This window comes from Streptococcus sp. ZY19097 (assembly GCF_040731245.1).
In the GTDB taxonomy this organism is placed as follows: domain Bacteria; phylum Bacillota; class Bacilli; order Lactobacillales; family Streptococcaceae; genus Streptococcus; species Streptococcus orisratti.
The window spans coordinates 116,136-136,083 of the sequence record NZ_CP160400.1; the positions used below are offsets into that span (position 1 = coordinate 116,136).

The 19,948-nt window shown below is 39.5% G+C and carries 19 protein-coding genes; 16 read left to right on the plus strand and 3 right to left on the minus strand.

The window, feature by feature from the left end; translation table 11 throughout:
• Positions 1 to 87: 87 nt before the first annotated feature.
• The 5 genes from ABZ559_RS00570 (at position 88) to gtfA (ending at position 6,842) form a co-directional block, all read left to right on the plus strand.
• Complete coding sequence (locus ABZ559_RS00570) at positions 88 to 2,250, plus strand: alpha-galactosidase (RefSeq protein ID WP_367006821.1); 2,163 nt, start codon at positions 88 to 90, stop codon at positions 2,248 to 2,250.
• Between the two features lie 11 nt (positions 2,251 to 2,261).
• Positions 2,262 to 3,533 (plus strand): extracellular solute-binding protein, encoded by a 1,272-nt coding sequence (locus ABZ559_RS00575; RefSeq protein ID WP_367006822.1) that lies wholly within the window; start codon positions 2,262 to 2,264, stop codon positions 3,531 to 3,533.
• A gap of 11 nt (positions 3,534 to 3,544) precedes the next feature.
• The gene (locus ABZ559_RS00580; protein WP_367006823.1) at positions 3,545 to 4,411 is read left to right on the plus strand and encodes a sugar ABC transporter permease; all 867 of its coding nucleotides are present in this window, start codon (positions 3,545 to 3,547) and stop codon (positions 4,409 to 4,411) included.
• A gap of 12 nt (positions 4,412 to 4,423) precedes the next feature.
• The gene (locus ABZ559_RS00585; RefSeq protein ID WP_018375002.1) at positions 4,424 to 5,257 is read left to right on the plus strand and encodes a carbohydrate ABC transporter permease; all 834 of its coding nucleotides are present in this window, start codon (positions 4,424 to 4,426) and stop codon (positions 5,255 to 5,257) included.
• Between the two features lie 139 nt (positions 5,258 to 5,396).
• Positions 5,397 to 6,842, plus strand: coding sequence for a sucrose phosphorylase (gene gtfA, locus ABZ559_RS00590; RefSeq protein ID WP_367006824.1), 1,446 nt, complete (start codon positions 5,397 to 5,399; stop codon positions 6,840 to 6,842).
• 410 nt (positions 6,843 to 7,252) lie between these two features.
• On the opposite strand, the gene ABZ559_RS00595 is transcribed toward gtfA, so the two are convergent.
• Complete coding sequence (locus ABZ559_RS00595) at positions 7,253 to 8,251, minus strand: LacI family DNA-binding transcriptional regulator (protein ID WP_367006826.1); 999 nt, start codon at positions 8,249 to 8,251, stop codon at positions 7,253 to 7,255.
• A 153-nt stretch (positions 8,252 to 8,404) separates the two neighbouring features.
• On the opposite strand from ABZ559_RS00595, the gene ABZ559_RS00600 reads away from it, so the two are divergent.
• From ABZ559_RS00600 to ABZ559_RS00625, 6 genes are read left to right on the plus strand one after another with little or no spacing between them, the layout of a single operon-like run.
• On the plus strand, positions 8,405 to 9,580 hold the full coding sequence (locus ABZ559_RS00600) for a galactokinase (protein ID WP_367006828.1): 1,176 nt from the start codon (positions 8,405 to 8,407) through the stop codon (positions 9,578 to 9,580).
• A 15-nt stretch (positions 9,581 to 9,595) separates the two neighbouring features.
• The gene (galT, locus tag ABZ559_RS00605; protein WP_367006830.1) at positions 9,596 to 11,074 is read left to right on the plus strand and encodes a UDP-glucose--hexose-1-phosphate uridylyltransferase; all 1,479 of its coding nucleotides are present in this window, start codon (positions 9,596 to 9,598) and stop codon (positions 11,072 to 11,074) included.
• Complete coding sequence (locus ABZ559_RS00610) at positions 11,067 to 11,600, plus strand: hypothetical protein (RefSeq protein WP_018363962.1); 534 nt, start codon at positions 11,067 to 11,069, stop codon at positions 11,598 to 11,600. Before galT ends, ABZ559_RS00610 begins: the two co-directional genes overlap by 8 nt.
• Positions 11,601 to 11,617: 17 nt before the next feature.
• Positions 11,618 to 12,619 carry a UDP-glucose 4-epimerase GalE gene (galE, locus tag ABZ559_RS00615; RefSeq protein ID WP_367006832.1) on the plus strand — a complete coding sequence of 334 codons (1,002 nt, stop codon included), beginning with the start codon at positions 11,618 to 11,620 and terminating at the stop codon, positions 12,617 to 12,619.
• 51 nt (positions 12,620 to 12,670) lie between these two features.
• A complete protein-coding gene (locus ABZ559_RS00620; RefSeq protein WP_367006833.1) occupies positions 12,671 to 13,300 on the plus strand; it encodes an HAD-IA family hydrolase in 630 nt (209 codons plus the stop codon).
• Entirely contained in the window at positions 13,300 to 13,923 is a 624-nt protein-coding gene (locus ABZ559_RS00625) for an AAA family ATPase (RefSeq protein WP_367006835.1), read from the plus strand. Before ABZ559_RS00620 ends, ABZ559_RS00625 begins: the two co-directional genes overlap by 1 nt.
• Before the next feature lie 190 nt (positions 13,924 to 14,113).
• On the opposite strand, the gene ABZ559_RS00630 is transcribed toward ABZ559_RS00625, so the two are convergent.
• Both ABZ559_RS00630 and ABZ559_RS00635 read right to left on the minus strand, forming a co-directional pair.
• Positions 14,114 to 14,338: a sulfurtransferase TusA family protein gene (locus ABZ559_RS00630; protein ID WP_367006836.1), complete on the minus strand. Its 225-nt coding sequence runs from the start codon at positions 14,336 to 14,338 to the stop codon at positions 14,114 to 14,116.
• The gene (locus tag ABZ559_RS00635; RefSeq protein WP_367006838.1) at positions 14,286 to 15,377 is read right to left on the minus strand and encodes a YeeE/YedE family protein; all 1,092 of its coding nucleotides are present in this window, start codon (positions 15,375 to 15,377) and stop codon (positions 14,286 to 14,288) included. Before ABZ559_RS00635 ends, ABZ559_RS00630 begins: the two co-directional genes overlap by 53 nt.
• A 237-nt stretch (positions 15,378 to 15,614) precedes the next feature.
• On the opposite strand from ABZ559_RS00635, the gene traF reads away from it, so the two are divergent.
• From traF to rseP, 5 genes are all read left to right on the plus strand, one after another.
• Positions 15,615 to 15,956: a conjugal transfer protein TraF gene (gene traF / locus ABZ559_RS00640; protein ID WP_018374992.1), complete on the plus strand. Its 342-nt coding sequence runs from the start codon at positions 15,615 to 15,617 to the stop codon at positions 15,954 to 15,956.
• Positions 15,957 to 16,064: 108 nt separating this feature from the next.
• Positions 16,065 to 16,409, plus strand: a complete 345-nt coding sequence (yajC, locus tag ABZ559_RS00645; RefSeq protein ID WP_367006840.1) for a preprotein translocase subunit YajC — start codon at positions 16,065 to 16,067, stop codon at positions 16,407 to 16,409.
• 447 nt (positions 16,410 to 16,856) lie between these two features.
• Positions 16,857 to 17,615: an isoprenyl transferase gene (locus ABZ559_RS00650; RefSeq protein WP_273413805.1), complete on the plus strand. Its 759-nt coding sequence runs from the start codon at positions 16,857 to 16,859 to the stop codon at positions 17,613 to 17,615.
• Between the two features lie 13 nt (positions 17,616 to 17,628).
• Positions 17,629 to 18,420: a phosphatidate cytidylyltransferase gene (locus tag ABZ559_RS00655; RefSeq protein WP_367006842.1), complete on the plus strand. Its 792-nt coding sequence runs from the start codon at positions 17,629 to 17,631 to the stop codon at positions 18,418 to 18,420.
• Between the two features lie 70 nt (positions 18,421 to 18,490).
• Positions 18,491 to 19,753, plus strand: coding sequence for an RIP metalloprotease RseP (gene rseP / locus ABZ559_RS00660; RefSeq protein ID WP_367006844.1), 1,263 nt, complete (start codon positions 18,491 to 18,493; stop codon positions 19,751 to 19,753).
• Positions 19,754 to 19,948: the final 195 nt, after the last annotated feature.

A 19,948-nucleotide genomic window follows, 5' to 3' on the forward strand; every position in this document is an offset into this window, starting at 1 on the left:
CATTTTACCATATTTGTCCAACATCCTACCATTTAACAAAGGGGAATTTGGTGGTAAAATTTTAGTAAACATTAAGGAGAAAGCGTAATGGGAATTATAATTAAAGGAAATCTTTTCTACATTCAGAGTAAAGAGATGTCAATGATTATTGAGAACCGAGAAGGTGATTTGCTTCTTCGTCATATTGGGGGCAAAATCGCTAACTATCACGGTTCAAATGCGATATTGGAGAAAGATCATGCTTTTTCAGGCAATCCGACTCCTGATAATCGTACGTTTAGCTATGATACCCAACGTCAGATTTTCGGGGTACATGGTTTTGGTGATTTTCGTTGCCCATCACTTAAAATCCAACATGATAACAATGAATTAACACAATTTAAGTTAAAAGATAGTCACATTTTACATGGAGTTGTTGAGGCAACAGGATTACCTAGTCCTCATTCTACAGAAAGCGCCGAGACACTAGTGTTTGTCTTAGAAGATGAATTTGCTAAATTGCGTCTGACGCTTTATTACACAGCTTATGCAGACTGTACTAGCATTTCAACTTTTGCTAAGATTAGCAATCTATCTGATAAAGCTGTTGTTATCAATCGTGCCTTATCGACAATGCTTGACGTGCCAGCTAGCAATTATGATGTGATAACTTTGCAAGGCGCTTATGCGCGTGAGAAAACAGTTCGTCGTCAAAAAGTTGAGCAAGGCATCTTTAGCATCGCTTCGAATCGCGGAGCTTCTGGTCACGCTCAGACCCCAGCTATGATTTTGTGTGATGGGACAGCGACGGAGGAGGCTGGTCAGGCTTTAGCTCTTCAATTACTTTATAGTGGTAATTTCCAAGCATTTGTCCAAAAAAATCAATTGAATGAAGTTCGTCTGGGAATTGGCATTAATGATGATAACTTTGCTTGGCAATTAGCAGCTGGAGATAATTTTGAAACGCCAGTGGCTTTGATGACTTATTCGGCAAAAGGTTTGACACATTTAAGCCAAGAAAGCCAGTTATTTGTGCAAAATCACATCATGCCAAAACAATTTGCCCACGTTGAGCGTCCGATTCTTATCAATAACTGGGAAGCGACTTATTTTGATTTCAAGAAAGAAAAATTGCTGGATTTAGCTGATGAAGCAAGTAAACTCGGTATTGAACTCTTTGTTTTAGATGATGGTTGGTTTGGAAATCGATTCGACGATAATCGTGCGCTTGGTGACTGGGTTGTCAATGAAGAAAAACTCGGTGGACCATTGAGTGATTTGATTGATAAAGTTCATGCCAAAGGCTTGAAATTTGGCTTGTGGTTTGAGCCAGAAATGATTTCTGTCGATAGTGACCTTTACCGTGCTCATCCTGATTGGGCTATTCAAGCCGAGGGTCGTGCTCATACTTATTCTCGTAATCAATTGGTACTTAACCTTGCCAACCCTGATGTGGTAGCTTATATTAAATCAGCTATTGACAAGATTTTGACAGAAAATGCTATTGATTATGTCAAATGGGATTATAACCGTAACATCACAAATATCGGAAATGGTGATTCTGCTCTTGCTACCAAGATGCAATCCCATGCTTACATGCTAGGTTTGTATGATTTGGTGTCCTATTTGACTGAAAAACATAGCAATATTCTCTTTGAATCATGCTCAGGCGGTGGTGGTCGAAACGACCTTGGAATGATGCGCTACTTCCCACAAGTTTGGGCTAGTGATAATACAGATGCCATTTCTCGTTTGCCAATTCAATATGGTTCAAGTTATCTTTACCCAATTATCTCAATGGGTTCACATGTCTCAGCAAGCCCAAATCATCAGATGGGGCGTACCACACCAATTGAAACACGTGGAAATGTTGCTATGATGGGAAATCTTGGCTACGAACTTGATTTGACAAGCTTGCCAGAAAGCGATAAAGAAGTGATTGCTGCTCAAGTCGCTCATTACAAAGATATTCGCCCAGTTGTTCAATTTGGGAAGCATTATCGTCTCATCAATCCAGAACAAGGTGCAAATGAAGCGGCTGTGCAATTTGTTTATGAAGGTAAAACTGTTGTAACTTACGTTCGCACACTTTCAACGATTGAAACAATCGAAACAACGCTCAAACTGAAAGGTTTAGAGGAAGCGGCAACCTATCGTCTACAAGAAACAGGACAAGTCTTCTCAGGTGCAGAACTGATGTATGCAGGTTTGACTGTAACTCTCCCGCAAGGCGATTACCTTAGTCAACAATATTATTTCGTGAAACAGTAAGGAGGTTTTCAATGAAATGGTGTAAACGATTGATAACTGCTGGCATAGCAGTTTTAGCTGTCACTGCTGGTTTAACATTGACGGCGTGTTCAAAAGAGGATAACACATCGGCTGATGGCAAGGTAACCATTGAATATTTCAATCAAAAGACAGAAATGGTGGATACGTTAAAAGAGATTATTAAGGATTTTGAAGCTGAAAATCCTAACATCCACGTTAAAATGACAAGCGTTCCAAGTGCTGGAACAGTTCTAAAAACACGTATGCTTGCAGGTGACGCCCCAGATGTCATTAACATTTATCCTCAGAATGTCGATTTTAAAGAGTGGGCAAAAGCAGGTTATTTTGAAGATATGACAGGTAAATCCTACCTCAAGAATATAAAAAATAACTATGCAGAAAACTATGCAGTGAACGGAAAAATTTATAGTGTACCGTTATCTGCCAATGTTTCAGGAATTTACTTTAATAAAACAAAATTTGACGAATTAGGACTTAAAGTTCCAGAAACTTGGGCTGAATTTGAGGCTTTGGTAAAACAAATCAAGGCTGACGGTGAAACACCCTTTGCGCTCGCTGGTAGTGAAGGTTGGACTTTAAATGGTTATCATCAATTAGCCTATATTAGTGTGACTGGTAGTGGTGATAAGGCAAATGATTATCTTCGTTTTTCTCCTGTTAATTCTATTTCAACTTCTGATAGCGAGGTCAAAGAGGTTCTAACGCGTTTGGATTTACTTGCTGATAAAGGCAATCAGCAAACTAACTGGGAAGGTGCTTCTTACAACGATTCCGTTGTGGCATTTGCGACTGAAAAAGCGTTGATGTTACCAGGTGGCTCATGGGTACTAGCAGCGATTAAACAGCAAGATCCTGATTTTGAAATTTCAACCTTTGCCTTTCCTGGTGAAAAAGTTGGTCAAGAAGTTACTGTCGGTGCGGGAGATTTGGCGCTATCAATTTCATCATCAACAAAGCACAAAAAAGAATGTGAAACATTTATTTCCTATATGGCATCAGCTAAAGCTATGCAGAAATACTATGATGTTGATGGCTCACCAGTATCTGTAGAAGGTGTGGTTGAAGATGACAATTCTCCACTTGCACCGCTTTATCAGCTAGCATTTACAGATAAACATTATGTCTGGCTTGGTGAAAGTTGGACAAGTGAAGGAGATTTCTTTAACTTGACAGCTAACTATCTTTTGAATCAAGATGCTAAGCAATACACGAGTGAGTTAAATGCCTTCTTCAACCCAATGAAAGCTGATGTGAAGAAGTAGAGGAGTAGATTATGCGAAAATTTTTAAATAAGTATTGGGGATGGACGTTTCTAATTGTACCTTTGATCTTACAAGCTATTTTCTTCTATTTTCCAATGTTTCAGGGAGCTTTTTATAGCTTTACAAACTGGACTGGTTTGACTTATCATTTTGATTTTGTGGGTGTCAATAACTATAAAATTTTGATGACAGATACTAAATTCTTTAAGGCGCTTGGCTTTACCTTAATTTTAACTCTTGCTTTAATTGTGGGAGAAATTGTCATTGGTATTTGGGTGGCGCGTGCTTTGAATGCTAAAATCAAAGGGAAAACTTTCTTTAGAGCTTGGTTCTTTTTTCCGGCTGTTTTATCAGGGTTGACGGTATCTTTGATTTTCAAACAAGTCTTTAACTACGGTTTACCTGCCATTGGCGAAGCTTTGAACATTGCATTTTTGAAAACAAGCCTTCTAGGAACATCTGGCGGTGCCATTTTTGCAGCAATTTTTGCCATGCTATGGCAAGGTGTTGCGATGCCAATTATTCTCTTCTTGTCTGGACTTCAAACCATTCCAAGTGAAATCACAGAAGCGGCAGCAATTGATGGTGCTAGCAGTAAACAAACTTTCTGGAACATTGAGTTGCCTTATTTGTTACCAAGTATTTCCATGGTTTTCATTATGGCACTAAAATCAGGGCTGACCGCTTTTGACCAAATCTTTGCTTTGACTGGTGGTGGACCAAGTAACTCAACGACTTCAATTGGTCTTTTGGTTTACAATTATGCCTTTTCAAGTAACCAATATGGTTATGCTAACGCCATTGCCTTGATTCTCTTTGCTATTATTGTTTTGGTATCAATGTTGCAATTGAAATTATCAAGTCGTTTCGAAGTATAAATGGAGTGAAATATGAAAAAAGAAGAACGTTATCATACTTTTTGGAAATATGTGCTCTTAGTCACGGGATCAATTTTGATTTTGATTCCATTGCTAGCAACAGTCTTTAGTTCATTTAAGACGACTAAAGATATCATGCAACATTTCTTTGCTTTTCCAAATCCAGTTACATTAAGCAACTATGCACGTTTGCTGGCAGACGGTATCGGACACTATTTCTGGAACTCAACCATTATTACAGTGGTTTCAGTCCTTTTAGTAACCCTATTTATTCCTGCGGCAGCCTATTCCATTGCGCGTAATATGAGCAAAAAACGTGCTTTTAACATTATGTATAGCTTGTTGATTTTGGGAATTTTCGTGCCATTTCAAGTCATCATGATTCCAATCACAGTTATGATGAGCCGACTTGGTTTGACAAATATTTGGGGCTTGATTATCTTGTATCTGACTTATGCTGTACCTCAAACTCTATTCTTGTACGTTGGTTACATCAAATTGAGTGTTCCTGATAGTTTGGATGAAGCTGCTGAAATTGATGGAGCTGATAAATTTACAACATACCGCAAAGTTGTTTTTCCGATGCTAAAACCAATGCATGCCACAACTTTGATTATCAATGCTCTTTGGTTTTGGAATGACTTCATGTTACCCCTCTTGATGTTGAATAAATCTTCAGAGTCATGGTCACTGCCACTTTTCCAATACAACTACACAGGACAATACCTCAGCGATTACGGACCAAGCTTTGCCTCATATGTCGTCGGTATTATTACCATCACAATCGTTTACCTCATCTTCCAAAAGCACATCATCTCAGGAATGAGCAACGGCGCAGTGAAGTAAGGATACAAAGACCGTAAAACGAGTGTAGCAAAAATAGGAATTTTGACGAAGAACGTGTACGTTCTAGGAAACATTATCTTTTTTGCTCTGTTCGTAGGTTGTGTTCAACGATATCACAAAATAAAACAAAGGAATCATTATGGGAATTCAAAACAAAACAATGTTAATCACTTACTCGGATAGTCTGGGTAAGAATTTGAAAGAATTAGCGGATAATCTTGAGAAGTACTTTGGGGAAGCAGTTGGTGGTATTCATCTTTTGCCATTCTTTCCATCAACGGGTGACCGCGGTTTTGCCCCTGTTGATTATGACGAGGTAGATTTTGCATTTGGTACTTGGGATGATGTGAAGAATTTAGGTGAAAAGTATTATCTCATGTTTGATTTCATGATTAATCATATCTCTCGTCAATCAAAATATTATAAAGATTATCAAGAAAAACACGAAGCCAGCGCTTATAAAGATTTATTCCTTAATTGGGATAAATTCTGGCCAGAAAATCGTCCGACACAAGCTGATGTGGACTTGATTTATAAGCGTAAAGATCGTGCACCAAAACAAGAAATTCATTTTGCCGATGGTTCGGTTGAGCATTTGTGGAATACATTTGGTGAGGAACAGATTGACCTTGATGTGACAAAAGAGGTGACCATGGATTTCATTCGAAAGACCATCGAACATTTGGCAGAAAATGGCTGTGACCTCATCCGTCTAGATGCATTTGCTTATGCGGTTAAGAAATTGGATACCAATGATTTCTTCGTAGAGCCAGACATTTGGGACTTACTTGATAAAGTGCGTAGCATTGCAGCAGAATCTGGCACAGAATTGCTTCCAGAAATTCATGAGCATTATTCAATCCAGTTTAAGATTGCTGAGCATGACTATTATGTTTATGATTTTGCACTTCCCATGGTGACGCTTTATAGCTTATATAGCGGCAAAGTTGGCCGCTTGGCGAAATGGTTGAAAATGTCGCCAATGAAGCAATTTACAACGCTTGATACACACGATGGAATTGGTGTGGTTGATGTTAAAGATATTTTGACAGATGATGAAATTGATTATACCTCAAGCGAACTTTATAAAGTTGGTGCTAATGTCAAACGCAAATACTCATCTGCTGAATACAATAATCTTGATATTTATCAAATCAATTCGACTTATTATTCTGCGCTCGGTGATGATGACAAGAGATATTTCTTAGCACGCTTGATTCAGGCTTTTGCACCAGGTATTCCACAAGTTTATTATGTTGGCTTTCTAGCAGGAAAAAATGACCTTGATTTGTTAGAAAAAACAAAAGAAGGCCGCAACATCAATCGTCATTATTACACGAGTGAAGAAATTGCTGAAGAAGTCAAACGCCCAGTGGTTCAAGCTTTGCTCAAACTCTTTACTTTCCGAAATCACTCAGCTGCTTTTGACCTTGATGGCAGTATTGATGTAGAGGTATTAGATGAAAACACGCTTGTAATCACTCGCCGTAATCAAGGTAGCAGTGTGGTTGCAGACGCTACAATCAATCTAAAAGACTTAAGTTATACGGTTAAAGAAAACGGGAAAGAGATTGTCTTTTTATAATCAAAAAGAAGAGAACTCGTCTTCTTTTTAGCGGAATGAAGCCATGCTTGATTATCCTAGACAATGTGGTATTACGGCAATTTGGATCTATTAGGTTTACAATTCCCAATTTGCTTTTTAGGCTCATGAAGAGGTTGGTCAAAACGTAATCCGGCTTTAATAATTTGGACAAGTTTACAGTAAAAAACGCGTAGAATCAATGTTTTTGATAACTTGATTTTATGCGTTTTTACTTTTTCAATAGTTTTGCCCTTGATGAATAACATCATTAACTCGTCAACCACAAAGCCCTCACTAAGATTATACACCTAGTGAGGACTCTATATTCGTTTTCATTATTCTGTGGATGAGGGCGGAGCAATCATGGATGTTTTGCCCGCGTCTTTGTCTCATTCTTTTGTTGATATCTTTTATTTTGTGCTGTCTCGCAATGTTAGTGTGGTTGCGAGTCTTGTCATTGTTGGGATAGTGTTATGGTTGATAAGTTGGCGGTTAAGGATGTCAACGGCAGTCCGTCCCATTTCTTCGGTATAAACAGTGATGCTTGATAGGGCTGGAAAGACTTGTTTCGTTAGTGGAGTGTCGTTAAAAGAGATGAGGCTGACGCGGTCAGGTACGATGACATTAGCTTCTTGGAGAGCGCGAAGCGCACCGATTGCAAGGGTATCGTTGGCAACAAAGAAAGCTTGAGGGAGGTCATTACCAAGTTCGGTAATGGCTTTTTTCATTAATTCATATCCTGCTTGTGCTGAAAAATCTCCGACAAATACGTAGTTAGGATTGTAGAGATTATTTTCATAGGCGTAATTTTTGAAAGTACGGAAGCGTTGGTCAACGATAAGTTCTTGTTGGTCGGTTGTGCGTTCTTCGCCAGCAATCATCCCGATTTTTGTGAATCCTTGGTCCATAAAGTAATCAAGCACCTTGATAACAGCATTATCAAAATCAGTGGTCACGCAAGGGTGTCCTGCATTAAGTGTGTCGCTGTCAACAAAAACAAGATTTTGAGACAATTTTTCGAGCTTTGAAATTTGTGCGCTAGAAAATTTACCAATGGCAATAATACCACAGATGTTTTCAGAAATCGTTAAAATGTCATTATTAAAGTAACGAATAATATCATAGCCCAGCTCTTGAGCGCGTTTTTCGAGTCCGATACGAATGCTGTAATAATAGAGGTCATTGAGTTCTTCTTGCTTGCTGTACCATTGCACAATAGCAATTTTTTGCCGTTCTTGTAAAATATTCGTGCTACGTTTATGCTTTTCGTACCCCAACTCTTCAGCAACGGTTAAAATGCGATGCCGTGTTTCCTCGCTAACAGAAAGGGTAGTATCCTGATTGAGCACCCGAGAAACGGTCGCTGATGAAACCTTTGCCAACTTTGCAATGTCTTTTAATGTAGCCATAAGTCATCCCTTCTTTCTTATCTTTTCTTTAGTATAGCACAAAAAATAACACAAAGAAAATTTTAAGTAAAATTTTAGTAAAATTATTGACTTGGAACATCATCAGGTGTACAATGAAACCGTAATCATAGAAGAAATAAAAAGGAGACCCTCATGAAAGTTACAGAATTAAAAGAAGCCTTCACAGCCGTATTTGGCAATGAAGCAGATGCAACCTTTTTCTCACCAGGACGTATCAATTTGATTGGTGAACATACAGACTACAATGGTGGTCATGTTTTCCCAGCGGCTATCACCCTTGGAACATACGGTGCAGCTCGCAAACGTGATGACCAAACGCTTCGTTTTTATTCAGCAAACTTTTCTGACTTAGGCATTATCGAGGCTGACCTTGCTAATCTTGTCTTTGATAAAAAAGACAGCTGGACCAATTATCCAAAAGGTGTCATCAAATGCTTGCAAGAAGCTGGACATACGATTGCTACCGGCTTTGACCTTTATGTCAATGGGAATATTCCAAACGGTTCAGGCTTGTCATCATCAGCTTCGTTAGAGCTCTTGGTCGGAATTGTTGCTGAAGAATTATTTGACCTCAACTTAGACCGTCTTGACTTAGTAAAAATTGGTAAACAGACTGAAAATGAATTTATCGGCGTTAATTCAGGAATCATGGATCAATTTGCCATCGGTATGGGAGCTGATAAGCAAGCCATTTACCTTGATACCAACACATTAGAATATGACCTTGTACCGCTTGATTTAGGTGACAATGTCATCGTTATCATGAATACTAACAAACGCCGTGAATTGGCTGATTCAAAATACAATGAACGTCGTGCCGAATGTGAAAAAGCCGTTGAAGAACTCAATCAAGTGCTTGATATCAAGACACTTGGTGAACTTGATTTGCAAGCCTTTGATGAATACAGTTATCTCATTAAAGATGCTAATCGTCTCAAACGTGCTCGTCACGCTGTTTGGGAAAATCAACGCACTCTTCAAGCCAAAGAAGCTTTGATTGCAGGTGAACTTGAAACATTTGGTCGTTTGGTCAATGCCTCACATGTATCACTTGAGCATGATTACGAAGTGACTGGTATTGAGCTTGATACCCTTGCTCATACCGCTTGGCAACAAGAAGGTGTCCTTGGAGCTCGTATGACAGGAGCGGGCTTTGGTGGCTGCGGTATTGCCATTGTCGCTAAAGATAAAGTTGATGAATTCACCCAAAATGTCGGCAAGGTTTATACAGAAATCATTGGCTATGCACCAGCTTTCTACATTGCTGAAATTGCAGGTGGATCACGTGTCTTGTCTCGAAATAAGTAAGATTAGAGAAGAAAAATGAAACTTTTAGATACTTTTGTCGCTAAAGTCATTGCAGTTAGCGACTACACAGAAGATGATACTTTTTACCTGCGTAACCGTGTCCTTGCCCTTGTTGGCGAAGAAAGCGCACAGCAAGAAACGAAGCGAACAGAGCTTATTGCCCTCAAAGATGAACTGGTTGACCTAGCTGTGCAAAATGGCAAGGTTGGTGAATTGGCTGAAGAAAAAGAGTGTTTGGGTGCTGAGCTAATGAATTTTATCACGCCTGTCCCAAGTCAGGTGAATCGCGAATTCTGGGATACTTATGCAAAATCTCCTCAGCAAGCTATCGCAGATTTTTACGCCCTTAGCAAACGTAACGATTACATTAAAGTTGCTGCAATCGCAAAAAATATCGCCTTTACAACACCATCACAATATGGTGATATTCAAATCACAATCAATTTATCAAAACCTGAAAAGGATCCTAAAGCTATCGCACAAGCTAAACTGGTCAAAGCTTCTTCATATCCAAAATGCCAGCTTTGCATGGAAAATGAAGGTTACCAAGGTCGGATTAACCATCCTGCCCGCGCTAATCACCGCATTATCCGTATGAATTTGGGTGATGAAAAATGGGGCTTCCAGTATTCACCCTATGCTTATTTCAATGAGCACTGCATTTTCCTCGACACCCAGCATGTGCCAATGGTTATTAGTAAGGATACTTTTGCGCAATTATTGGACATTGTGGATATGTTCCCAGGCTATTTTGCAGGGTCAAATTCTGATTTACCAATTGTTGGCGGGTCAATTTTGATGCACAATCACTACCAAGGTGGCCGTCATGTCTTTCCTATGGAAATAGCAGAGCTAGACCGTGAATTTCACTTCAAAGGTTTTTCTGATGTGATAGCTGGCATTGTCAACTGGCCCATGTCTGTTATTCGTTTGCACAGCACTGATAAAAACCGTTTGGTTGAAGTAGCTGAAACCATTCGCTTGGCATGGCGTGATTATTCTGACGATAGTGTTGATGTTGTCGCTTATACAGGAGACACACCTCATCACACGGTGACTCCAATTGCGCGTAAACGTGATGGAGTCTTTGAACTGGATATTGTTTTGCGTGACAATCACACGACAGCTGAATTTCCAGACGGTGTTTATCATCCGCACGCTGATGTGCAGCATATCAAAAAAGAAAATATCGGTCTGATTGAGGTCATGGGCTTAGCTATTTTGCCGCCAAGGCTCAAAAATGAACTGATAGAAGTTGAAAAATACCTCCTGAACCAGTATAATGAAGTAGCAGACTATCACAGGGATTGGGCGGATACCATCAAGGTTGTCCATCCAGAAGTGGATGCAGATAATGTTTCAGAAATCGTCAGACAGGCTGTCGGGCAAACCTTTGTTCGTGTTTTAGAAGACGCAGGTGTTTACAAACGTGATGAAAAAGGTCAAGCTGCTTTTATGCGTTTTGTAGAAAGTATTGGAGTTATCAATGTCTAAACAGTTGGGAATCAGAGAGTTGCGTCAGCACATCCGTGCCTTATCTGAAAAAGAAAGAGAAGATTTGATTTGCCATCTATATAAGAAAAGTAATGAAGCTAGCCTTTTATTGGAACAACTGTTTTTAGGGCCGGAAGCCAATGAAACGATTGTTAGAGAATTTGATCAAAAACTTGAGAAAATGTATAGGCGTATTCGATCGTTTGAGTTTAAAAATGCCAAAAAACTTTTCAGAGAGACCAAGAAGGTTGTAACAGATGTTACTTTGCTAGCTGAAATCAACCTCAGTTTCGCTTATTATGCGACAGTGTTTACCTATGACTATGGTGATATGTACGAGGATTTTTATGATACAACTGCGAAAGCCTTTATCGCAGCTATGAACGAAGCTGAACGCAATCCAGACTTTGCTCGCAAGCACCAAAAGAGATTTCGTGATATTTACGAAATGGCAAATTGGATGGCTTGGGGTTTCGGTGAAGTTGTGGTTGAAGAGTTTGCCAGAGTTGATTGGGACAATATTTAAATAATAGGAGATAGAAAATGTCAATTTTAGTGCTTGGTGGGGCTGGTTACATCGGTTCTCACATGGTTGACCGTTTGGTTGAAAAAGGAGAAGAAAAAGTCGTCGTGGTTGATAGTTTGGTGACAGGACACCGTGCTGCGGTTCACCCTGATGCGACATTTTATCAAGGCGACCTTGCTGACCAAGATTTTATGCGTAAAGTCTTTACAGAAAATCCTGATATTGATGCGGTTATTCACTTTGCGGCTTATTCATTGGTTGCTGAATCAATGGAAAAACCTTTAAAATACTTTGATAATAATACAGCAGGCATGGTTAAATTGCTTGAAGTGATGAATGAATTTGGCGTGAAATACATTGTTTTCTCATCAACAGCAGCAACTTATGGCCTTCCAGATGAAATTCCAATCAAAGAAACAACACCGCAACGCCCAATCAATCCCTATGGCGAAAGTAAACTCATGATGGAAACCATCATGAAATGGTCTGACCAAGCTTACGGTATTAAATTTGTACCGCTTCGTTATTTCAATGTTGCTGGTGCAAAACCAGACGGTTCAATCGGTGAAGACCATGGTCCAGAAACACATTTGTTACCAATTATTTTGCAAGTGGCACAAGGTGTGCGTGAAAAAATCATGATTTTTGGTAATGATTACAACACGCCAGATGGCACAAATGTCCGTGATTATGTTCACCCATTTGACCTAGCAGACGCGCATTTGCTTGCGGTTAACTATCTTCGTGAAGGCAATCCGTCAACGGCATTCAATCTTGGTTCTTCAACAGGATTTTCAAATCTTCAAATTCTCGAAGCAGCTCGTAAAGTGACTGGCAAAGAAATTCCTGCAGAACTGGCTGACCGTCGCCCTGGTGACCCAGATACTCTTATTGCGTCATCTGACAAAGCGCGTGAAGTCCTTGGTTGGAAACCACAATTTGATGACATTGAAAAAATTATTGCCTCAGCATGGGCATGGCACTCAAGCCACCCAAATGGATATGATGATAGAGGTTAAAGAAAAAAGTTGGATGGAATCATCCAGCTTTTTTGTGCTAAGGGGGATAATATGGCAATTAGATGGCTCTTTTTTGATTTAGGTTCAACTTTGGTTGATGAAAGTTTGGCCTATGAGAATCGTGTTAAGACTTTACTGGCGGGAAGTGAGCTAGACTATCAGGAAACTTGGGAAAGACTTATTGAGGATTATAAAAAGGGGCTACGCGGAGACCTCGCATTGGCAGAACGGCTAAACAAACCTCTGCCTAAATGGACTTTTCAAGATGAACATCTCTATCCAGAAGTTCAGTCAGTTTTAGATTGCCTGTCAGCCCAGTATCATCTAGGTCTAATAGCCAATCAGTTATCGGGTTTAGAAGAACGTTTGGTCAACTTTGGTATTGCTCAATATTTTCAAGTTGTTATCTCCTCTGCCGAAATTGGTTTTGAAAAGCCGGCCTTAGGCATTTTCCAAAAGGCTCTTGGAATGGCCGATTGCTTGCCTGAACAAGCTGTTATGATTGGTGATCGTTTGGATAATGACATTAAGCCAGCAAAACGGCTTGGTATGAAAACTGTTCGTGTGATGAGAGGATTTGGTCAATATTGTCCCGTTACTTCTGAAAATGAGCAAGCAGATGCGACGCTATCTTGTCTGACTGAATTAGTTGATTTCTTATCTGATTGGGAGGAAAAATAATGATTATTTCAATTCAAGGATCTATGGCCGTTGGCAAGACGACCTTATTAGCGAATTTGCAGAAGAAATTTCCAGATGCGGTATTCAGTTACGAAGATGTGACTCCAGTGATAGGTGATATTCAGCGAAAACACCTAGATAAGACGGTTTTTGAAGACTATCTAGCCATTCAAAAACTTTGGATTGCTCATGAAGTGCAGCGTTACCAAAAGGTTAAGGATTATCCCTTAGTTTTTATGGACTTTGGTGCCGAGGAGATTGATTTCTACACACGTTTTTATCCTCAAGCGATTGGTCAGGAGTGGCATGTTCTTTCTTCTTTGAAAAATGAGCTAACGCAGCTTAGCTATTGTCTGCCAGACTATATTATTTTTTTGGAGGCGAGGAACGAGACGCTCAGGAAACGCAAAGCTTCGGATAACACACGTACACGAAATTTCTTTGATTTTCAGTTAGAAAAGCTTCTTCCTCTAAAAAGAAAATGGTTTGCAAAACAGAGAAATGTCATTTTTCTAGAAACGGACAATCTATCAAACGAGGAAGTCGCTCAACAGGCAGCTCAGCTTATTTCACAGATGGTAAAAAAAGGGACCAAACCCAAAAAGCCTCAACAGCGATTTTGAGTATCACCGTGAGGCTTTTATACGTTATTCACAAGTAAAGTACTTTTATCTAAGAGATAGTTTTTCGCTAATTAAGGCAGTTTTTTTGAGGGAATACTGACTGTATTTTGAAAGAAACTAACGATGAGTAGCTTAAAAACTAGCCTTAGATGGAAGTGCTGAACTGTGGATACAAGTTCTAAAGTTGGTTTTAAGCTTTTTGGACAATAATCTCCCAAGAAGCATCACTGATTTGAGCGAAATGAGTAACTGGATATCTCTCATCGGCAGCCCAGTTAGGAATACTCTCAGTTGCTTGAGTGCAGTCAAATCGAATATAAAGTTCGTCTCCGATTTCAAGCTCTGCCATTTTTTGTTTGGCATCAATCAGTGGGAAGGGACACACTAGCCCTCCGGTTTCTAAGGTGTAACGCATGATTTTTCTCCTTATGTTGTGGTTTGACAAAGATAAAGTAGGATGCTGTCCAAACGCCTAAGATGGTGAATAAAAGAGCAATCCATCCTTTGCTACTCATAGCAGATGTAGCGGTGAGACCATTTCCGATTGTGCAACCGCCGGCCCAAGAAGCACCGATTCCCATCAAAATCCCGCCAATAACACTGTTTCTGATAGTTTTAATATCAGGTAAGCGCCATTTAAATTCGTGGCTTCCCTTAGCTGCTAGGTAGGAGCCTAGTAAGATTCCTAAAACAAGAAATACTCCCCAATTTAGCTTGGTTTGATCACCACTAATAATAAAGTGAATCAAATTAGCAGACGGAGTAGTGATACCAAGCCCACCGTTGCGACCAGTAATTTGACTAGCTGGCCAAGCAATAAGTGCAATCAGCCCGATAGCTATACCAGCTCCAAAGGGATGATAACGCTTTTCAAAGAGATAGTGACGCAGCCCAGAATATTTCTGAGGAAGGCTGGCAACCTGACGTTTAGGTTTTCTTAACTCGGTCCAAACTAGGTAGGCTGTCACGATACCCAATATGCCAACTAATAACCAAATCGAAATTCCCAGTTGTCCAGCTAAATTGTCATTGATAACCCATTGGCTGGCAATACTTTGATTAAGTGCTTGAAGAGCTCCATATTTCATTGCAGCGGCACTTAGCATGTAAAGAATTAGAGCAATCCAACTCCCAATTAGGCCCTCGCCTGAACGATACCAAGTTCCAGTTGCACAGCCACCAGCGAGAACAATTCCGATACCAAAAAGATAAGAACCAAGAATTGCGCCAATGACTGAGTAATCTTCATATGGATTTGCGACTATTCCTAATTTAATTAAGCTCACAACTCCGATACTTTGAATAAAGATAGCAATTAAAAAAGCATAGAAGAGGCGATTATTTTTAGTGAGGTACATGTCTCTAAAACCGCCCGTCATACAGAAACGCGTTCGTTGAAGAATAAAGCCAAAGACCAGACCAACTAGACCTCCAGATATCATTGATAATCCCATAGAAACCTCCTTTTGCTTGATTGCTATCTAGCTTATCAAAAAATGAAACGTTTGCATAATCTTGATTTTTTATGGATGGCTATAAAAAAGAGTTATAGCTTAGAATTTATTCAGGTGCAGTAGCTATAAAATTAAGATTATAGCATCCTTGGCTTATTGAGCAGAGCATAGCAAAAAATTGAGCTTTGAATGAAAATCGTGTATGATAGGGCTATCATTAAAAACGAGGTGTGAAATATGACATTTGAACAAGCCGTTAGTGCTTTTGAACCAATCACGGTAGCCGCAGCGCGTGAGCGAATTGAAGCAGGCAACAAGTTTATCCTCTTCATTGGCCGTCCAAGCTGCCCTTATTGCCAACGCTTTGCCCCAAAATTAGCCAACGTTGCGCAGACGACAGGCGCTAAAGTTGCCTATATTAACAGCGAAGATTTAGTGCAAATAGAAGAGATTCAAGCTTTTCGTCGTCGATATGGTATCGCGACCGTTCCAGGTCTTTTTGTGGCTGAAAATGGCACAGCTAAAGTTGTGTGTGACTCCTCTCTTGCAGAAGAAGACATTATAGACTTTATTTCTTAAAAAGCCAAAAGCTTGTACAGGGAGGCTAATTTTGATGGTCTTTCCTTGCCCTGTCATTGAATTTTTGGTATAGTAAGTCTTGACTTTAAAATTTGGAGGAACCTATCTATGCCAATGATTATTATGCTTGTCGTGATGGTTGGGATGATCTTTTTCATGCAACGCCAACAAAAAAAACAAGCGGAAAGCCGTCAAAATCAATTGAATGCCATCCAGAAAGGTGATGAAGTTATCACTATTGGTGGAATGTATGCTCTTGTTGATGAGGTTGACACAGATGCTAAAAAAATCGTTCTAGATGTTGATGGCGTTTATTTGACCTTTGAGTTATCAGCTATTAAGACTGTTGTTAACAAAGCCGCTCAAGCTGTTCCAGCACCAACTGAAGAAGCTGACACAGAAGCCGCTGTTGAAGCAGATGATGTAGGCGATACTGCTATTGAAGAAGACTAACTCAACGACACGATGAAGGTTGGATGTTTAACATCTAGCTTTTTTTGTTACCGTAGAGACAAATGATGTGATTTTTAAGGTTATACTCTTCGAAAATCAAAATTATCCGTTGTCAACTTGCCTTGATGAACTCAAGTTCTATCGTCGGCTTCGTTTCCTAGGCTACTTTTGATTTTCATTGAGTATTAGAATAGGATTGACAGCGGTTTACATTGAATAAAATTCTTGACTTAAAAATAAAAAAGTTTTTTGTCTTAGTCTTGGTCTTAATGAGTAAGATAAACCAATACTCATTGAAGATTAGAGCAACAATGTCTGAATTTGGTATGAATACCAGGTTGAGTATTGCTCTTCCCCTTTGTTTAAGAAATATTTCTAATGTGGCTGGCTATTATTTTATTTGTTACTAAAATATGGTAAAATAAGGAGAATAGTAACGATTTAAGGATTTATATGCTGAAATTATTTAAGAAAACAGAGCAGCCTGTGACTTTGGATAAAATTCCAAATCACATAGGAATTATTATGGATGGCAACGGTCGGTGGGCTAAGAAGCGTTTACAGCCACGTGTGATGGGACATAAGGCTGGAATGGATGCCTTACAAGATGTGACCATTGCAGCTTCTGATTTAGGAGTCAAAGTATTGACCGTTTATGCTTTTTCAACAGAAAACTGGTCACGCCCACAAGATGAAGTAAAATTTATCATGAATTTACCTGTTGAATTTTTCGATAAATACGTTCCCGAACTTCACAAGAACAATGTACGCGTGCAGGTAATTGGAGATATTAGCCGGTTGCCAGAGGAGACTTTTGACGCTATGGAACGTGCGCGGGAGAAAACCAAACATAATTCTGGTCTTATTTTAAATTTTGCACTGAATTATGGTGGGCGAGCAGAAATCACTAATGCTGTCAAAGAAATTGCAAAAGATGTCTTAGATGCCAAATTAAATCCTGGTGATATCACTGAAGATTTAATTGCCAATTATTTAATGACACAGAGTTTGCCTTACTTGTATCGTGACCCAGAGCTTATTATTCGAACCAGTGGAGAGTTACGTTTGAGCAACTTTTTGCCTTGGCAATCCGCTTATAGTGAATTTTATTTCACTTCAACTTTATGGCCGGATTTCAAAAAAGATGGCTTAATTGAAGCAATTAGGGAATTCAATCGTCGCCATCGTCGTTTTGGTGGAGTATAGAAAGAGGAGTTTTATGCAACAACGTGTGATTTGGGGGGCGATCGCCCTTGCTATTTTCCTTCCTTTTCTTTTAATGGGAGGTCTTCCGTTTCAATTTTTTGTTGGCTTATTAGCGATGATAGGTGTGGCTGAAATGCTACGCATGAAAAGGTTGGAATTTTTTTCTTTCGAAGGTGTTCTAGCTATGCTCGCTGCCTTTGTGTTGACAGTTCCTCTTGATAATTATTTATCTTTCTTGCCAGTGGATGCCAGTCTTTCAGTTTACAGTTTAATTGTGTTCTTGATTTTGGCAGGAACGGTTTTGAGTTCTACCTATTCTTTTGATGATGCAACCTATCCTATTGCGGCTAGCTTCTATGTTGGTATCGGTTTTCACAATCTTGTTACTGCACGTATGGATGGCTTAGATAAGGTTGTTTTGGCCCTCTTTATTGTTTGGGCAACGGATATTGGAGCCTACATGATTGGCCGTCAATTTGGAAAGCATAAGTTATTGCCTAAAGTTTCGCCAAATAAGACTATTGAAGGTAGTCTCGGTGGTATTTTAGCCGCAGTTCTTGTGGGAGCTGCATTCATGTTATTTGACAAATCCGTCTATGCACCACATTCGTTTCTAGTGATGCTAGTTCTCATTGTTTTATTCAGTATTTTTGGTCAATTTGGAGATTTAGTTGAAAGTGCCATTAAACGCTATTTTGGTGTCAAAGATTCTGGAAAGCTTATCCCAGGGCACGGCGGTATTCTTGATCGTTTTGATAGCATGATTTTTGTCTTTCCAATTATGCATTTGTTTGGCTTGTTCTAATCCTGTTGACAGATGTTGCTTGGGCTTTGGAGTGTACCAAGGCCTATAATCTTTACCTGAAAGGAACTGCATGTTAGGAATCATAACTTTTATCATTATTTTTGGAGTACTTGTACTCGTCCATGAGTTTGGACATTTCTATTTTGCTAAAAAATCTGGCATTCTTGTGAGAGAATTTGCTATAGGTATGGGACCGAAGATTTTTTCTCATATTGACAAAGAAGGCACTGCTTATACAATTAGAATCCTTCCGCTCGGAGGTTATGTTCGTATGGCTGGTTGGGGTGATGATACCACTGAAATTAAGACAGGGACGCCTGCTAGCCTGACCTTAAATGCTGAAGGGCAAGTTGTTCGTATCAATTTATCACAAAAGCAGGTTGATATGACTAGCTTGCCAATCAATATTCTGACCTATGATTTAGAGGATGCATTAGAAATCACAGGAGTTGTCCTTGATGAAACCAAAACTTACTCGGTAAATCATGATGCGACAATCATTGAAGAAGACGGTACCGAAATTCGCATTGCACCTTTGGATGTTCAATATCAAAATGCTTCTATTTGGGGCCGCTTGATTACCAATTTTGCAGGACCAATGAATAATTTCATTCTTGGAACTCTGGTCTTTATTCTTTTAGTCTTTATGCAGGGCGGTGTTGCTGATGAATCAAGTAATCAGATTCAGGTCGTACCCAATGGTGCTTTGGCAGCAGCGGGTGCTAAGACTGGTGACCGTGTACTCTCAATTGCCAATCACAAAGTTTCAAATTGGGCTGAACTGACCAAAGCAGTTGAAGAAGCGACAACTGGCATTTCTACGGGAGATGAGATTACGGTTGCAATTCAAAAAACTGATGGCACGAAGCAATCGTTAAAAGTCGCTCCTAAAAAGCAGAATGGACAGTTTTACCTCGGAGTTAAGCCAGGTCTTAAAACTGGCTTTTGGGATAAGCTGACGGGTGGTTTCCGCTATGCTTGGCATGCTGCAACGATGATTATTTCTGCTCTAAAAAACTTAATTTCTAGCTTTTCCTTGAACAAACTTGGTGGTCCTGTTGCTATGTATCAGATGTCTAATCAAGCTGCTCAAAATGGTTTTGAAGATGTACTGACTTTGATGGCCATGTTGTCAATGAATCTTGGAATTGTTAATTTGATTCCAATTCCAGCTTTGGATGGTGGCAAGATCTTGATTAACCTTATTGAACTTGTTCGCCGTAAGCCATTGAAACAAGAAACAGAGACTTACATTACGCTTGTAGGTGTGGCTATTATGGTTGTTCTGATGATTGCCGTCACTTGGAACGACATCCTTAGGGTTTTCTTTTAAGTTGTCTGTTCCGCTTTCTTTTGTAAAGGTAAGTCCAGCTTTGCTAGATTTACCTTTTTAGTTTTTTTTGTTATACTTATAGCCAAGGAAACTATGATTATCAAGTTCTAGGAGAGTTTGTCTCCTAGTGAAAATTAGTGAAAGGAAAGTGTTCGCCAATGAACACAGTTCAGTAAAATAATATTTACTGGCTAA

Bases quoted from the DNA above. Each gene is read 5' to 3' on its own strand.
- ABZ559_RS00620 (WP_367006833.1), top strand. From the start codon at position 12,671: ATGGCAATTAGATGGCTCTTTTTTGATTTAGGTTCAACTTTGGTTGAT.
- ABZ559_RS00625 (WP_367006835.1), top strand. From the start codon at position 13,300: ATGATTATTTCAATTCAAGGATCTATGGCCGTTGGCAAGACGACCTTA.
- ABZ559_RS00635 (WP_367006838.1), bottom strand. From the start codon at position 15,377: ATGGGATTATCAATGATATCTGGAGGTCTAGTTGGTCTGGTCTTTGGC.
- ABZ559_RS00600 (WP_367006828.1), top strand. From the start codon at position 8,405: ATGAAAGTTACAGAATTAAAAGAAGCCTTCACAGCCGTATTTGGCAAT.
- ABZ559_RS00585 (WP_018375002.1), top strand. From the start codon at position 4,424: ATGAAAAAAGAAGAACGTTATCATACTTTTTGGAAATATGTGCTCTTA.
- rseP (WP_367006844.1), top strand. From the start codon at position 18,491: ATGTTAGGAATCATAACTTTTATCATTATTTTTGGAGTACTTGTACTC.
- ABZ559_RS00630 (WP_367006836.1), bottom strand. From the start codon at position 14,338: ATGCGTTACACCTTAGAAACCGGAGGGCTAGTGTGTCCCTTCCCACTG.
- galE (WP_367006832.1), top strand. From the start codon at position 11,618: ATGTCAATTTTAGTGCTTGGTGGGGCTGGTTACATCGGTTCTCACATG.
- ABZ559_RS00570 (WP_367006821.1), top strand. From the start codon at position 88: ATGGGAATTATAATTAAAGGAAATCTTTTCTACATTCAGAGTAAAGAG.
- ABZ559_RS00655 (WP_367006842.1), top strand. From the start codon at position 17,629: ATGCAACAACGTGTGATTTGGGGGGCGATCGCCCTTGCTATTTTCCTT.
- traF (WP_018374992.1), top strand. From the start codon at position 15,615: ATGACATTTGAACAAGCCGTTAGTGCTTTTGAACCAATCACGGTAGCC.
- yajC (WP_367006840.1), top strand. From the start codon at position 16,065: ATGCCAATGATTATTATGCTTGTCGTGATGGTTGGGATGATCTTTTTC.
- gtfA (WP_367006824.1), top strand. From the start codon at position 5,397: ATGGGAATTCAAAACAAAACAATGTTAATCACTTACTCGGATAGTCTG.
- ABZ559_RS00595 (WP_367006826.1), bottom strand. From the start codon at position 8,251: ATGGCTACATTAAAAGACATTGCAAAGTTGGCAAAGGTTTCATCAGCG.
- galT (WP_367006830.1), top strand. From the start codon at position 9,596: ATGAAACTTTTAGATACTTTTGTCGCTAAAGTCATTGCAGTTAGCGAC.
- ABZ559_RS00580 (WP_367006823.1), top strand. From the start codon at position 3,545: ATGCGAAAATTTTTAAATAAGTATTGGGGATGGACGTTTCTAATTGTA.
- ABZ559_RS00575 (WP_367006822.1), top strand. From the start codon at position 2,262: ATGAAATGGTGTAAACGATTGATAACTGCTGGCATAGCAGTTTTAGCT.
- ABZ559_RS00610 (WP_018363962.1), top strand. From the start codon at position 11,067: ATGTCTAAACAGTTGGGAATCAGAGAGTTGCGTCAGCACATCCGTGCC.